The sequence below is a fragment of the Myxococcus qinghaiensis genome, assembly GCF_024198215.1.
Taxonomy (GTDB): domain Bacteria; phylum Myxococcota; class Myxococcia; order Myxococcales; family Myxococcaceae; genus Myxococcus; species Myxococcus qinghaiensis.
Genome location: NZ_JAKCFA010000002.1, coordinates 603,892 through 618,919 on the forward strand (window position 1 = coordinate 603,892; position 15,028 = coordinate 618,919).

Consider the following 15,028-nt stretch of genomic DNA (forward strand, 5'->3'; position numbering starts at 1 on the left):
TCAATCCAGAAACGACAACAACCGGGAGGGAAATCCCTCTCCGGAGGCCGGGTCGCGCCCATGTTCGGGCGGTCCGTCCTGGGCGCCGCGCTGCTCTTCGGACTCTCCTGTCAACCCGAGGGCTCCACCTCGACCGCGACCTCGGCCGAGGCGTCGGGCCATCAGCCCATGGCGCCCACGCAGGAGAAGGCGGTGGGCTCCTCTCCCCAGGCGGTCGCCGAGCCCACATGCTCGCGAACCATCCTCGCGGACGTGGTCGCGTTGGATCAGGTCTACACCTACAACCGGCTGGGCTCCTTCAACCCCACGGGGATGATCTACGCCCTCAAGGAGGACGTGGAGGCCATCGACTCGCGCAGGCCCGCGGGGCCCGGCAACGCGCGACTCAAGACGAGCAAGCGCCCCCGCCCGCTCACCCTGCGCGCCAACGTGGGGGACTGCCTCCACGTGAAGTTCTTCAACTGGCTGGCCCCTACCCGCTCGGCGATTCCCAGCCCGGAGCAGTCCCAGCCCGGTCCCAGCAAGGCGGGCGGCTCCACCACCCTCAGCATCCTGCGCAAGCTCTTGCCCCTCTGGGGGTGGACGCCCACGTATGACCCGGTCCAGTCCCTCATCAAGCGCGAGGCGGTGGGCGGCCGGTGGTTCTGGCTCGGGGAGGAGCTGGAGGCGGAGAACGACCACCGCGACAACTCCCCCGCCACCCGTCACGCATCCATCCACATCCAGGGCCTCCAGTACCGCAACATCCTCTCCGACGGCGCCAACGTCGGCTACAACCCCAGCAGCCTCGTGCCCTCCGGCGGCACGTTCGACTACCAGTGGTACGCCGACCACGAGGGCGTCTTCTTCTTCCACAGCATGGGGGCCTCGTTCGGCGGCGAGGGTGACGGCGGCTCCACCGCGCAAGGCCTCTTCGGCGCCGTCAACGTCGAGCCCGCGGGCAGCACCTGGTACCGCTCCAAGGTGAGCGAGGGCGTGCTCAAGGCTGTCACCACCGGCACCAACCCGGATGGCACGCCGCTCATCCAGTACAACGCGGTGGATGGCACCGGCCGTCCCCACCTGGCCATCCTGGATTCCAGCCGGAAGATCCGCCACGGCGACCTGGAGGCCATCATCACCGGGTACACGAGCACGTCGGTGGGGACCAAGACGTCCATCGACCAGGGCCACTTCCGCGAGCTCACCGCCATCTACCACGATGAAATCAAGGCGGTTCAGGCCTTCGACGAGCTGGAGTGGAACCCGACGTTCCACAGCGTCCGCGACGGCTTCGGGGTGAACTACGGCGTGGCGGGCCTGGGCGCGGAGCTGATGGCCAACCGCGCGAAGATTGGCCCCACCAAGGACTGCGTCACCTGCGAGTACGAGGAGTTCTTCCTCGAGTCCTGGGCCAATGGCGACCCGGCGATGAACGTGGAGAAGGACTCCTCCGGCAAGGCCGTGGCGGCGCTCTATCCGGACGACCCGTCGAACGTGCACCACAGCTACCTGGGCGACCCGGTGCGAATCCGCAACATCCACGCGGGCCCCGCTGAGACGCACGTCTTCCACCTCCACGCGCACCAGTGGAAGTACTCCCCCGCCGCCCAGGACTCCAACTACCTGGACTCGCAGACCATCGGCCCCGGCTCGGCCTTCACCTACGACATCAACTTCGGAGGCTCCGGCAACCGCAACCTCACCGTGGGCGACTCCATCCACCACTGCCACCTGTATCCCCACTTCGCCCAGGGCATGTGGGCGCTGTGGCGCGTGCATGACGTGTTCGAGGCCGGCACCAAGGACCGCGTGCTGCCCGACGCTGAAATCAAGAACGGCACCCCCAACCCGGCCGTCATCCCCATCCCCAGCCGGGCCCTGCCGCCCATGCCCACGTATGTCGCCACCACCGTGAGCACGCCCTCGGGCCTGAAGCCACGGCCCGCGTTCCCCGGCTACCCCTTCTACATCCCGGGCATGCCCGGACGGCGCACGCCCCAGGCCCCGCTGGATTTGGAGTTCGACGGCGGCCTGCCGCGCCACATCGTCACCAACGCGGTGGGCCCGGTGGCCTATGGCAACTCGGGGCGCTTCGACGTGGACCCGACGGCGCTCAACATCAAGCTGCTGCCCCAGGCCGGCACTCCGACGGAGCAGGCCGCCATGTCCTTCCACTCGGGCGGCTTCCCCAGCTCCGCCGGCGTCACCGCGCCGTCCATCATTCCGCTCCACAACGACCCCGTCTTCGCGGAGACGGTGAAGTACTACCCCGCCTACACGGCGCTGGGCGGCACCGGGAAGTTCCTCGTCAACGGCCGCCCGCCCGTGGCCGGTGCGCCCTTCGCGGACCCATGTCCGGCGCGCACGACGAAGCGCAACTACCGCGCGACCTATCTCCAGATCGCCATGCAGCGGGTGAACCGCGCCGGCTGGCACGACCCGCAGGCGCGACTGATGGTGCTCAACGAGGACGTCGCGGCCACCCAGGACGGCAAGCGGGCTCCGGAGCCCTTCTTCTTCCGCGCCGAGTCGGGCGAGTGCATCAACTTCTACGCCACCAACCTCATCCCCGCGCACCTGGCACCGGATGACTTCCAGATCTACACGCCGACGGACGTCATCGGTCAGCACATCCACCTGGTGAAGTTCGACGTGACGGCGGCGGACGGCGCAGGCAACGGCTGGAACTACGAGGACGGCACGCTGTCCGCGGAGACTGTCGCGCACCGCATCCACCTGGCCAACGCGGCGGGCGGCGCCTTCGTGGCGGACGGCAACGTGGGCGAGACGGGCGCGCGCACGTACCTCACCGCGCCCGCCTCCCACCCGCGCATCCCTCGTGCGCCGGGCACCGCGCAGACCAGCGTGCAGCGCTGGTGGGCGGATCCGCTGCTCACGGATTCGAACAAGGAGCACCCGCTGGAGACCGTGTTCACGCACGACCACTTCGGCCCGTCGTCACATCAGCAGCACGGCTTCTACGGCGCGCTGATTGTCGAGCCGAAGGGCTCCAAGTGGAGGGACCCTCGCACGGGCATCTACTACGGCTCGCGCGTGGCGGACGGTGGCCCGACGAGCTGGAACGCGGACATCATCACCGCGAACCCGGCCAACAGCTTCCGCGAGTTCGCCATCGCCTTCGCGGACTACGTGCCCCTCTACGACGAGTGCGGCAAGCCGGTGAACCCGCCCAACTACAAGGAGGACAAGCTGCCGTGGGCGGTCGGCTTCGAGACCACGCCCATGCCGGAGGCCATCAGCGCCGCGGACCCGGGCGGGATGACCATCAACTACCACAACGAGCCCATCCCCCACCGCATCTCCAGTCGCATCAGCTGTAGCGACCGCGTGCAGCGCAGCGGGGCGCGCGGAGACATGGCCAACGTCTTCCGCTCGGACATCCACGGCGACCCGTACACGCCGGTGATGTACGGCAACCCGGGCGACAACGTCCGCATCCGGCTCATCCAGGGCTCGCAGGAGGAGCAGCACTCCTTCACCCTGCACGGCAACAAGTGGCTCAAGGAGCTGTATGAGCCGGACAGCGGCTACTACAACGCGCAGGCCATCGGCATCTCGGAGAAGTTCGAGTTCAACCTGACCGGCGGCCTGCCGCAGATCATCGGCCCGTACGAGACGGCGGACTACATGTACATGAGCGCTTCCACGGGTGACCTGTGGAACGGCATGTGGGGCATCCTCCGGACGACCAAGAACCGGCTGCGCAACACCCGCACCCTGGCGGACGTGGCCCTGCTGGCCGCGGACGAGAACCCGAAGCTCCAGACGGTTGCCGTGGGTGCGGCGAACGGAGAGGCGCAGCCCTACCCTCCGTTCAACCTGTTGGACCTGCCCGAGGAGGCGGGATTGGAGGAGATGGACCCGGAGAAGGAGGGCGACTCCATCCAGGACTCCTACGAGGTGGACGAGACGGGCAAGCCGGTGAAGCAGCGCACCGTCGAGCACGTCATGGCCGACCGCGAGGGGATGATCCGCGTCGACAAGGACCTGGTCCTCCAATACGAGGCGGCCCAGTGGTTCGGCATCAAACCCATCAAGACGGACTCGTGTCCGAAGAGCGCGAAGGTGCGGCTGTACCGGGTCTCCGCCATCGACGCGAAGAACCACATCGCGGGCAAGCGGCTCGTCTACAACGACCGGTACAAAATCTACGACCCGGACGCCATCATCTTCGCGCAGGACGCGCACCTGCCAGCGCTGAAGGCCGGCACGCGCAAGCCGGAGCCGCTCATCCTCAGGGCCCGCGCGGGTGAGTGCATCCAGGTCATCCTGACCAACCGGCTGCCCTCCAGCACGCTGCCGAAGTCGCACATCTGGGCGCACCACTCGGCCATCACCTCGCGCTTCAACGTCAACCAGGTGCGGATGTCGAACCACGTGTCGCTGCATCCGCAGCTCGTCAACTACGACGTCAACGTGGACGACGGCGCCAACGTGGGCCTCAACGCGGTGCAGACGGTTCCGCCCGGCGGCACGCGCACGTATCGGTGGTTCGCCGGTGAGTTCAAGAGCTCGCCGTTCGGCACATCGTTCCCCTGGGGCCGCAGGACGCCCATGGAGTTCGGCATCGTCAACCTGCGCAACATGGCGGACGTGGTGAACCACGGCATGCACGGCGCCATCGGCGCGCTCATCATCGAGCCCACCGACGCCTCGTGGACGGCGGACCCCGGCACCGAGGCCCAGGCCTACGTCTCGTACACGCGGGCCGACGGCAGTCCGGAGACGTTCCGCGAGTTCGTCGCGCTGTTCCAGGACGACCTGGGCCTGCACAGCGACGACTCCACCTTCTGGGACACGGATGGACTGGAGAGTGGCACGGCGCTGCGCAACACGTCGGGCATCGACGACTCGCAGGACACGGGCCAGAAGGGCTTCAACTACCGCACCGAGCCCTTGTGGGCCCGGCTGGGAGTGCCTCCGCAGACGAGTCCGGAGGCCATCAACGACTTCGACCTGCGAGACATCCTCAACTCCAATCCGCACGGGGACCCGGCCACGCCGGTGTTCCAGGCGAAGGTGGGCGACCCGCTGCGCTGGCGGTTCGGCCATCCCTCCGGCCACTCGCGTCAGCACGCCATCTCCATGCATGGCGCGGAGTGGCGCCGCAACCCGTGGCTCGCGGGCAGCCAGTCGCGCGTCATGGGGCCCAACGCCACCTCGCCCATCATCTCCACGCAGGGCGGCGCGTCGGTGATGCAGTCGTACACGATGATTCCCGAGTACGGAGCCGGTGGCGCCTCCAGCGTCAAGGGCGACTACATGTACCGCGACCACGCCAGCTTCCTGTGGAGCGGCGGCGGTCTGTGGGGCGTGTACCGGGTGCAGTAGCGGTGACGTAGCGCCAGGGCGACGCGGCCGGGACATGGCCGCGTCGTCCCCTCTTCTCCAGTCCTTGGATGTGCCCACCATGCGCAAGAGCCTTGCCGTCCTCACCCTGGGCGTGTTGTCCCTGGGAGCCCTCGCCAGCGTTGGCTGGAAGCTCCTTTCGCGCGAAGAGCCGGTCCTCCCCGAGCCCGCGCCACCACTGCTCCCCGCCCCGCCCCCCGTCTTGGCCGAGCGCGAGGGTGTCTCCGTGCGCTTCGACCTGGCGCTGAGCGCGCGTCCCCGAGAGGCGACCAAGGGCGCGCCGCTCCAGGGCACCGCGCGCTTCGTCCTGTCGGACGCGAAGTCCGGTGCGCCCCTCCAGGACCGGCGCGTACTGGGATGGATGTCCCTGCGCGAGCCCGACGCGGCGCCCATGGATGACGCGGCCTGCAAGGAGCGCGTGAAGACGTACCTGGGTGGCCTGCTATCCGCGCGCGCGGAGGTGGACCTGAATGCCTACTGGTTCATCACGCTGAACCATGACCAGACGCTGTCGGTCATCAACCCGCAGATCTCCTTCGACCGCACCAAGCTGCACAGCCTGGTCTCCGTGGGTGGCGAGGTGGCGGACTGGGCTCTGCTGACGGACCGCTCCGCGCTCTACGTGACGGTGCCCTCCGGCAACTCCGTGTCCGTGGTGGACCTTCAGCGCTTCCTCACGACACGCACGGTGCGCGTGGGCAAGAGCCCCGGCCGCGTCGTCGTGGCGCCGGATGGGCGCACCGCGTGGGTGAGCAACGATGGCGATGGCACGGTGAGCGTCATCGACACCGCCGCCCATGCCGAAGAAGGGACGCTCGAAGTGGGCGCGGGCCGCCACGAGGTGACCTTCTCCGACGAGGGGCGCACCGCCTGGCTCACCAGCACGGAGGCCGACGTGCTCACCGCCGTGGACGTGGCCTCTCGCAAGGTGCTGGGCACGGTGCAGGTGGGTCCGGGCGCGGGCGATGTCGCCTGGAGTCCGGTGGCTCGCGCCGTCTTCGTGGCCCAGCCCCGCTCGAATGAGGTGCTGGTGGTGGACCCGGCGAGCCGCGAGGTGTCCCGTCGCATTGCCGTCAAGCCGGGGCTGGGCGCGCTGCGGTTCGACCGGACCGGGCGCTGGGCCTTCCTGCTGCATTCCGAGGCGGGCACGGTGGACATCATCGACGCGGCCCGGAGCCAGGTGGCCCACACGTTGACTGGGTTCTCTGCGCCGGACTCGGTCGTCTTCACCGACGCCTTTGCCTATGTGCGCAACACCTCTACGGGACGCGTGTCGCTGGTGGAGTTGAGGACGCTGGAGGGCGCAGGCACGCCATCGGTGGTGAACGTCACCATGGGCCAGCGCGCGCCGGAGGAGTCGCGGGGGTTGGGCCGCTCGGACCCCATCGCCGCGCTGCCCGAGGGCAACGGCGTCATCGTCGCTGGCACCGCGGACCGCGCGCTCTTCCTCTACCAGGAGGGCATGATGGCTCCGCGCGGCACGCACTTGAACTACGGCCGTGAGCCTCGGGCGGTGCTGGTGCTGGACCGCTCGCTGCGCGAAGTGGAGGCGGGCACCTACTCCGCCACCACCACGGTTCGGGAGAACGGCACGTACGACGTGGCGTTCCTGCTCGACAACCCGCGCGCCATCGTTTGCATGGAGTGGAAGGTGGGCGGCGTTCCGGAGGACGCGGCGTTCGCGAAGAAGCTCCCGTTGAAGCTGACGGCCGGGTTCGACGCCACGCGCATCCTCACCGCCGGCACCACGACGCCACTGCGCTTCAAGCTGGAGCCCACGCAGGGCCACGGGAGTCCTCCCGTGAGTCCCGAGGAGATTCGCGTCCTCCTGTTCAAGACGCCTGGCACCTGGCAGTTGCGCACCGAGCCTCGGCGCATCGCCGAGGGCGAGTTCGAGGTGGACTTCACCCCGCCGTCAGCGGGCCAGTACAAGTTCGTGGTGGGCGTCGAGAGTCGCGGCATCGACCTGGGCCGCCTGCCGCACTTCACCTTCGGCGTCGATGAGGCTCCGGCCCCGGCGACCGCTTCCGCCTCCGAGGTCCACCGATGAAGCCCTGTCTGTCGTCGCGCTCGAACCTCGTCGTCCTCGTGCTGGGGCTCATGGGAGGGCTGCCGGTGTCGGCGCAGGAGGTCGCCGTGCCCGCGCCCAAGCCCAAGGCAGCGACGTCATTGGACGTGGAGGTCCCTGATGTGGAGCTGGTGGACCAGACGGGCCGCGCGGTGAAGCTGTGGACGGACCTGGTCCGGGGCCAGACGGTGGCCATCAACTTCATCTTCACGCGCTGCAAGACCATCTGTTCGCCGATGACGGCGACCGTGGCGCGCGTGCAGAAGGAGCTGGGGCCCAGGAGCAACGTGCGCTTCATCTCAATCACCCTGGACGTGGCCAACGACACGCCCGAGCGCATGGCGAAGTTCGCCGAGCCCTTCAAGCCCGGCCCGGGCTGGTCCTTCCTCACGGGGGAGCCGGCGAAGGTGAAGCAGGCGCTGGTGGCGCTCGGAGGTTACGTGCCGGACAAGGAGGCGCATCGCCCCACCGTGCTCGTGGGCAACGCGGTGGCGGGCACGTGGACGCGCGTGGACGGGCTGGGGAGTCCCAGCGTCCTCCTCGCGGCGATTCGCGAGGCCCAGGCGGCTTCGGCGGGACCTTCGGAGCTGGGGGCGACGGCGCAGACGGACGCGAGCGCGCAGGATGCCTCCGCCGAGAAGTACTTCACCAACACGGAGCTGGTGGACCAGCACGGCAAGACGCATCGGTTCTACGAGGACCTGGTGCGCGGACGGAAGGTGCTCATCAATTTCGCGTTCACCGCGTGCAAGGGCGCGTGTTCGCCCATCACGAAACATCTGGCGCAGGTGCAGGAGAAGCTCGGCGGTCGCGTGGGCAAGGACATCACGATGATCACCCTCTCGGTGGACCCGGCCAACGACACGCCCAAGAGCCTGGGCACCTTCACCAAGAAGATGGGCGTGCGGCCCGGCTGGTACTTCCTCACGGGCGCGCGCGAGAACATCACCCTCGTGCTCAAGAAGCTGGGGGGCTACGTCGATGACCCGGATGCGCACAACACCACGCTGCTCATCGGCGATTCGGCCACGGGGATGTGGGTGAAGTCTCCAGCGATGGCGCAGGTGGAGAACATCGTCTACGCCGTCGAGCACCTGAACGACCCGAGGTAGCGACATGCCGAGGCAGCATGACGAAGCCCGCGCCGTCGACGTCTCGCGAGGTGCGAGCGTCGAGTCCCGTGGCGCTCCGTGGGTCTTGATGGTCCTGGCGTCGCTGTGGCTCGGCTGCAAGCAGGCGGAGTCGACGCCTGCTCCGGTGGATCCGCTGATGGCGAAGCGTGGGCGAAGCCTCTTCCAACGGGGCCAGAGTGTTCGGGGCAATCCCCTCATGGGCTTCCTCGCACCCGAGCGAGTGGAGCTGAGCGGCGAGGTGGCCGCCTGTGCTCGCTGTCATGGTCCTTCGGGTCGTGGGAGTCGCGAGGGTGGCGTGGAGGTGCCTGACATCACGCCGGGGGCGCTGGGACACTCGCGCGCTCGGGCGGTGGGGGCGCTGGAGGACCGCGCGCGTCCCGCATACTCGCGGACCACGTTGTTGCGCGCCATCACCCAGGGCATCTCCGCCAGCGGTCGAGAGCTGGGCGTGACGATGCCCCGGTACGCGCTGGACGATGCGGAGCGGGAGGAGCTGCTCGCATACCTGGGGCAGCTTGGCGAACATCCGGACCCGGGCGTCTCCCCCACGACCCTCTCAGTGGGCGCGGCGTTGCCCCTCACGGGAAGACGGGGCCCGCTGGGACAGGAAGCCGCGGCCGTGGTGCGCGCGGTGTTCGCGGACGTGAATGCCAGTGGCGGCATCTTCCGCAGGAAGCTGGAGTTGCTCGTCGAAGACGATGCCGCGCTCCATGCTCCGCAGAAAGCCACGCCTCCAGGCTCGGATGCCACCACGCGATTGCTGGACCGAGGAGTGCTCGCGCTGGTGGCCAGCATGCGTCGGGGACCGTTACCCTCCGACGCGAGACTCACCGAGGAAGGCGCGCCCCTCGTGCTCCCCCTCGCCTTGAACGGAGGCACCTCCGACGAGGACAGCCCCGTGTTCTTCCTCTACCCGGATGAGCCCGCGCTCGCTCGACTCGCGGTGCAGTCCCTCGCCGCCACTCGCGAGTCAGAGCTGCGACGCAAGCCACTGGTCATCGTCCACACGGGCGGCGATGAAGGCCAGGCCTGGGCACAAGCCGTGCGCGCGGAGACGACGCGCCGGGAGCTTCGCGCCCCCATGGAGCTGCTCCTCCCGGACGGCCCGCTCCCCGTGGAGCACTGGGCCTCCGCGCCACCACCCGCCGTGCTGTACGCGGGAACACCCGAGGGCCTCGACACCTTGCTGCGTGCCCTGGAGGCCCACGCCCCCACGGTGCGAGTCCTCGCACCGGCGAGCCTCGCCATCCCCGAAGTGGTCGGCGCCTCCACGGGGCGCATCCACTTCCTCTACCCCGCCGGCCTCGGAGAACGAGCCCCTGAGTTCAAGGACTTCGCCGCGTTCATGAAGCGACATGGCCTGGCGCCAGGACACACCTCGTTTCAGTTCGGCGCCTACGCCGCCGCGCGAGTCCTCGTGGAAGCCCTCACCCGCGCTGGCGCGGAGGTCACCCGAGCCAGCCTGACGCAACAACTGGAGACCCTGCGCGACTTCGACACGGGCGTCTCTCCCCCCGTCACCTTCGGCGTCAATCGCCGCGTGGGCGTGCAAGGTGGACAGCTCGCGGCGTTGGACCCCACCACGAATCAGCTCGTCCCAGTGTCTGACTGGATACCCCTGACACCCTAGCGGTTGTGTGCGAGCGTCGGACGCATGGCCCTGCCCCAGACCCGCTTCATCGAGACCACCCTGCGCTCGCCGCTGATGCAGTTGCCCGTTCGGACCGTGGTCTTCGAACTGGAGAAGGCGCGCGTGCTGCTATCACCCGCCTCGGTGCTCACCGCCGAGCAGCTCCAGGAAGCCGGCCCCGTCACCGACATCGTCGCCCCGAGCCTGATGCACACCGCGGGCATGAAGGCCGCCGCGAAGGCCCATCCGACGGCGCGACTCTGGGGACCCGTGGGTGTGAGGAAGAAGCTTCCCGAGCTGACGTGGCACGGCCAGCTCGATGGAGACCCCTGGCCCTTCGAGCGTGAGCTCTCACTGCATCCCCTCCAGGGGCTGCCGAAGCTGCGTGAGAGCGCGTTCCTGCACACCGCCTCGAAAGCGCTCTACCTGACCGACATGGTCTTCAACATCCCGGAGCCCAAGGGCCTCGCCGCCTGGCTGTTCTTCAGGACGTTCGGCACCTACCGCCGCTTCGCCGTGAGCAAACTGTTCCTCCGCTACGTCAAGGATTGGCCCGCGTTCGAGGACTCCATCGCGAAGCTCGCCGCGCTCGACTTCCAGCACGTGATTCCCTCGCACGGAGACGCGGTGCTGAACGAGGGCAAGCCCAGGCTGCTCGCCGCGCTTCGCGAACGTCAACTGCCCGCCTGACGCCTCACGACGCGGCTCGCAGCGCCACCGGAATCTCGATGACCACCTCCGCTCCGGCGGCCCTCGGCTCCGACGCGACATAGGCACGGCCACCATGCTGCTCCGCCACCTCCCGGACAATGGCCAGTCCCAGGCCCGTGCCTGACGTGTGCACGTCACCGAGCACGCGGTGGAAGGGCTCGAACACGACTTCGCGCTCGGCCGGAGGAATGCCCGGCCCCATGTCCGCCACGCGCACCTGATAGCGCCCGCCCTCTCGCAGCAGCCGCACGTGAATCTCTCCCCCCTCCGGAGAGAACTTCAGGGCGTTGGACAGCAGGTTGTCGACGGCCTGCCGCAAACCGCCGGCGTCGAAGCTCGCCTCAGCGGGACCCGGCGCATCCATTCGAATCATCTGGCCCCTGCGCTCCGCCTCCGCGCGCGCCCCCTCCACCGCTTGTGAGATGAGCTGAGACAAATCTCCGCGCTTCCGGTCCCACCCTCCTCGGCCCGCCACCGCGAGGTCCAGGAGGTTTCCCGCGAGCACCGCCAGCCGGTCCACCTCCCGCCGCGAGTCGAGCATGCTGGCGCGCAGTTCCTCCGGCGTTCGCTCCCGGCGCAGCGCCAGGTCCATGCTGGTGCGCATCAGGGTCAACGGCGTGCGCAGCTCATGCGCCGCGCCAGCGATGAGTCGCTCCTGCGTCTCCCGCGCGCCACGCAGCCGCTCCGTCGCCTCCGCCAGCACCGCTCGAAGCTGGCCAATCTCGTCGCGCTCCCGGTCCTCCACGGGCGCGCGGGAGAAATCTCCCTCTCGCAGCTGGCCCAGGTGGCGGGTGATGGCCGCGAGCCTTCGCGCCAGCTTTCGCGCCAGCGCGGTCTGCACCGCCAGCAACGCCAGCCCCAGCACCGCCGCCAGCGAGAGCGCCATCCGGTAGTACGTCCCCACGGAGCCATCCACCTGCCCCAGCGACGCGGACAGGCGCAACGCATAGCGCTCCCCATGAGGAGAGCGGACATTCACACGCACCTCGCGCCACCGCTCGCCATTCGAATCCACCTGCGTCAGGAGCCGAGGCTCGCCTCCAGGCTCTCCCGGCACGAGGCGCTCCTCCCCCGCATCCACCCCCGCGGGCCCTTGCGGATAGCTCACCACCAGCGACCCATCCGGCCCATACAGATAGCCATGGGGCGCGAAGGGCCGCACCTGCTCCAGGAGCGGCGACACCGCCATGTGCAGGTGGACCTTCTGCCCGGGCCCGTCGAACAGGCTCACACTCTCGACGGCGGCCTGGGCCAACAACGCGCGGTCCAACGAGCGCTCCAGGTCATAGCGGAAGAGCTGTCCCGCGAGCCCCAGCGCGGTGAGCATCGCCAGCACGGGGAGGAGCGCGCCCAGGACCCAGAGGCGCCGTGCAATCATCACGACGATTCGTCCGTGGCCACCGTCAGCTTGTAGCCCACGCCACGCACGGAGCGGATGGCGACGTCGGAGACCTGCAGGCGCTCCAGCTTCGCGCGCAAGTAGCCCACATACACATCCAGCACGTTGCCATGTCCCTCGAAGTCCGGGCCCCAGGCCTGGGCCATCAGCCGGGCTCTCACCTGCGCCTCGCCCGGGTGCTTCGCCAGCGCGGAGAAGAGCGCGAACTCACGCGGCGTCAGCGGCTCCTCGCGGCCTCCCTTGCAGAGCACCCGGCGGCGCGGGTCCATCACCACGCAGCCCAAGCGCACGGCGCCAGTGTCCGGCTCGCCCCGCCGCGCCAACGCCTCCAGTCGCGCCAGCAGCTCCTCGAAGTCGAAGGGCTTCACCAGGTAGTCGTCCGCGCCCGAGCGCAGGCCCGTCACCTTCTCCGGGGTGGTGCCACGCGCGGTGAGCATCAACACCGGCGTGCGCACTCCCGCGCTCCGCCAGTGCTTGAGCAGCGTGACGCCGTCCACTTCCGGCAGCGCCCAGTCCAGGATGATGACGTCGAAGCCCTCCCGGGCCCCTACTTCCAACGCCTCACCACCTCGGGTGCAGACCTCGACGGAGTGCCCCTCCTCCGCCAATCCCCGCTGGAGCAGGGCCACCATCTTCACTTCGTCTTCGACGAGCAACAACCGCATGTGAAGCCCCCTGCGCGCGCAGCTTTCCACGCTCCGCAGGGGCGTTTCCAGCGGCATTCCCGACACAAGCGGCTCAGGTCGGAGCGGAGGGCCCTGACGCGCTGGACACCGGGGATGAGTCAGACCGCATCCCGTGGTCGATGAGGAAGGTCCGCACGGCGTCGGAGATCTCCGTCCCCGCCTCCAGCAACCCGGCGTGGCCCGCGTCATCCACCTGCATCCAGTGGGCATGCGGCAGGCTGTCGCGCATGCGGATCATCTCCCGCAGGGGCACCAGGGTGTCGTCGCGCGCGGCGATGATGAGCGTGGGCACCTTGACGGAAGGCAGCACATCCCACGCGTGCCCTTCCGCCAGCCCGCGCAGCGTGAACCAGTAGGCCTTGGGGCTCATGGTCCGCAGCGCTCGCAGGAACTCGTCGATGTCGTCCCGAGGCGCGCGCGCTCGCAGCGCTCCCACCGCGCGGGCCATGGGATAGGCGAGGCGACTGCCCAGCACCGCGCGCACCACCGGGGTGACGAGCGGCACCGCGGGGGTCGCCATCCGGAAGACCTCGCGCGCGGTGGACAGCGCGGCGCGCGCGGCCAGGCCCATGTCGCCGGAGCCCGGAGCCCCCGGCGTGCCGGCGATGAGCGTCATCGCGGGCACCAGGTCCGGCCGTCGCCGGTACAGCTCCAAGAGGACGCGCACGCCCATGGAGAAGGCCACCTGGTGTGGGGGCCGACCATCGCCGCGCGCCATCACCTCCTCGGTGACGCGCTCCAAATCCCCCACGTGCACGGAGACGTCGTAGTCGCCGCCGCGCGACTCCTCGCTGCCGCCGTGCCCCCGGTAGTTCCAGTGCACCACCCGGTGGTCCTGCTCCAGGCTGGTGACGATGTGGCGCCAGAAGTTCTCCGAGGTGCCAATGCCATTGCTCAGCAACACCGTGGCGCGAGTCTTCAGCGCGTCGTCCGCGGCCTGCTCGAGCAGGTCACCGACGTGGGTGTGCCAGGCCACCCGGGTCCCATCCGGTGCGACGACATAACGCGTGGCGCGACGATAGGGCATGCCCCTTCACCATGATGCGGGGACGGCGGGGGCGCAAGCGGTCCTTCCCGGCATCCGCGGTGCGGAACACCGTCCCGTGACACGCCCGTCCAAGGTATGAGGACGCCATGCTTCGTGAGGATGCGAAGGACGTCGACATCGACAGGGCGCTCGCGCACTACGCCGAGCACGGCTATGCCCGGCTGGGGCGGGTCCTGGATGAGTCCGGGCTGGAGAGCCTGCGCGAGCGGGCGGACGACCTCATGCTCGGCCGGGTGGTGTACCCCGGCATGTTCTTCCAGCCGGATGCGACCACCGGACGCTACGAGGACGCCCCGCTGGGCCTGGGGTGGCAGGGCCCGTCGCTGGACTACCGCAAGCTGGAGAAGCTGGAGAAGGACCCGCGCTTCCTCGCGTGGATGGAGAATCCGCTGTTCGAGCGCGTCGTCCGCGCACGCATCCCTGGCGACATCGTCCTCTACCGCGCCATCCTCTTCCACAAGGGCCAGGCCGGCGGAAGCAACCTGCCCTGGCACCAGGATGGCGGCCGGCTGTGGGGCCTCACCCGCGAGCCGGAGCTCCAGTTGTGGACGGCCCTTGACGATGCCCCCGAGGACGGCGGCTGTCTGGAGGTGGTGCCCGGCACCCACAAGGCCGGACTGGTGACGGAGCTGGGCGGCGTCATTCCTCCGGACGCGGTGGCCGCCCAGGATGCGGAGCGCCGCGCCCTGCCCCTCCCAGCGCTCGCCGGCGAGGTCATCCTCGTGCACAACCACCTGTGGCACCGCTCCGGACGCGGCCGTCCCGGTGTGCGCCGCCGCGCCTTCTCCGCCTGCTACATGAGCGCGGACACCCGCTGCGTCCGCAAGAAGAAGGCGCCGCGCGTCTTCCCGCCGCTGTTCCGCCCCCCGTCTCTGTGACGGCTCAGCTCATGGGTGCGGGAGCGGTTTGAAGCGGCGGCCCGGTTGTCGCGGTCTGGCCTCGCTCACGGGGCCTCCGGGACAACTCGAAGGAATCAAGGCGGTCACCGACCTCGCACGCCC

At 69.3% G+C, this 15,028-nt stretch carries 9 protein-coding genes; 6 read left to right on the forward strand and 3 right to left on the reverse strand.

From position 1 onward, the window contains the following. Positions 1 to 60 precede the first annotated feature (60 nt). The 5 genes from LZ199_RS04960 to LZ199_RS04980 all read left to right on the forward strand — a co-directional run bounded on the left by LZ199_RS04960 (position 61) and on the right by LZ199_RS04980 (position 10,873). The gene (locus LZ199_RS04960; RefSeq protein WP_253992473.1) at positions 61 to 5,334 is read left to right on the forward strand and encodes a multicopper oxidase domain-containing protein; all 5,274 of its coding nucleotides are present in this window, start codon (positions 61 to 63) and stop codon (positions 5,332 to 5,334) included. Positions 5,335 to 5,413: 79 nt separating this feature from the next. Further along, positions 5,414 to 7,402, forward strand: coding sequence for a YncE family protein (locus LZ199_RS04965; protein WP_253992474.1), 1,989 nt, complete (start codon positions 5,414 to 5,416; stop codon positions 7,400 to 7,402). Then, complete coding sequence (locus tag LZ199_RS04970; protein WP_253992475.1) at positions 7,399 to 8,532, forward strand: SCO family protein; 1,134 nt, start codon at positions 7,399 to 7,401, stop codon at positions 8,530 to 8,532. Before LZ199_RS04965 ends, LZ199_RS04970 begins: the two co-directional genes overlap by 4 nt. A gap of 4 nt (positions 8,533 to 8,536) precedes the next feature. Beyond that, complete coding sequence (locus LZ199_RS04975; protein WP_253992476.1) at positions 8,537 to 10,183, forward strand: cytochrome c/ABC transporter substrate-binding protein; 1,647 nt, start codon at positions 8,537 to 8,539, stop codon at positions 10,181 to 10,183. Positions 10,184 to 10,207: 24 nt separating this feature from the next. After that, positions 10,208 to 10,873, forward strand: coding sequence for a hypothetical protein (locus LZ199_RS04980; RefSeq protein ID WP_253992477.1), 666 nt, complete (start codon positions 10,208 to 10,210; stop codon positions 10,871 to 10,873). Between the two features lie 4 nt (positions 10,874 to 10,877). Here LZ199_RS04980 and LZ199_RS04985 read toward each other — a convergent pair whose 3' ends face one another. The 3 genes from LZ199_RS04985 to LZ199_RS04995 all read right to left on the reverse strand — a co-directional run bounded on the left by LZ199_RS04985 (position 10,878) and on the right by LZ199_RS04995 (position 14,006). Next, complete coding sequence (locus LZ199_RS04985) at positions 10,878 to 12,272, reverse strand: sensor histidine kinase (RefSeq protein ID WP_256568795.1); 1,395 nt, start codon at positions 12,270 to 12,272, stop codon at positions 10,878 to 10,880. Continuing rightward, complete coding sequence (locus tag LZ199_RS04990) at positions 12,272 to 12,958, reverse strand: response regulator transcription factor (protein WP_253992479.1); 687 nt, start codon at positions 12,956 to 12,958, stop codon at positions 12,272 to 12,274. Before LZ199_RS04990 ends, LZ199_RS04985 begins: the two co-directional genes overlap by 1 nt. Before the next feature lie 73 nt (positions 12,959 to 13,031). Then, positions 13,032 to 14,006: an alpha/beta fold hydrolase gene (locus tag LZ199_RS04995; RefSeq protein ID WP_253992480.1), complete on the reverse strand. Its 975-nt coding sequence runs from the start codon at positions 14,004 to 14,006 to the stop codon at positions 13,032 to 13,034. A gap of 107 nt (positions 14,007 to 14,113) precedes the next feature. Between LZ199_RS04995 and LZ199_RS05000 the strand changes: the two genes are divergently transcribed. Beyond that, entirely contained in the window at positions 14,114 to 14,905 is a 792-nt protein-coding gene (locus LZ199_RS05000) for a phytanoyl-CoA dioxygenase family protein (protein WP_253992481.1), read from the forward strand. Positions 14,906 to 15,028 lie beyond the last annotated feature (123 nt).

What these genes read in the sequence shown, in the direction of transcription:
- LZ199_RS04990 (WP_253992479.1), bottom strand. Translation starts at nt 12,958, where the DNA reads ATGCGGTTGTTGCTCGTCGAAGACGAAGTGAAGATGGTGGCCCTGCTC.
- LZ199_RS04985 (WP_256568795.1), bottom strand. Translation starts at nt 12,272, where the DNA reads ATGATTGCACGGCGCCTCTGGGTCCTGGGCGCGCTCCTCCCCGTGCTG.
- LZ199_RS04970 (WP_253992475.1), top strand. Translation starts at nt 7,399, where the DNA reads ATGAAGCCCTGTCTGTCGTCGCGCTCGAACCTCGTCGTCCTCGTGCTG.
- LZ199_RS04960 (WP_253992473.1), top strand. Translation starts at nt 61, where the DNA reads ATGTTCGGGCGGTCCGTCCTGGGCGCCGCGCTGCTCTTCGGACTCTCC.
- LZ199_RS04995 (WP_253992480.1), bottom strand. Translation starts at nt 14,006, where the DNA reads ATGCCCTATCGTCGCGCCACGCGTTATGTCGTCGCACCGGATGGGACC.
- LZ199_RS04980 (WP_253992477.1), top strand. Translation starts at nt 10,208, where the DNA reads ATGGCCCTGCCCCAGACCCGCTTCATCGAGACCACCCTGCGCTCGCCG.
- LZ199_RS04965 (WP_253992474.1), top strand. Translation starts at nt 5,414, where the DNA reads ATGCGCAAGAGCCTTGCCGTCCTCACCCTGGGCGTGTTGTCCCTGGGA.
- LZ199_RS05000 (WP_253992481.1), top strand. Translation starts at nt 14,114, where the DNA reads ATGCTTCGTGAGGATGCGAAGGACGTCGACATCGACAGGGCGCTCGCG.
- LZ199_RS04975 (WP_253992476.1), top strand. Translation starts at nt 8,537, where the DNA reads ATGCCGAGGCAGCATGACGAAGCCCGCGCCGTCGACGTCTCGCGAGGT.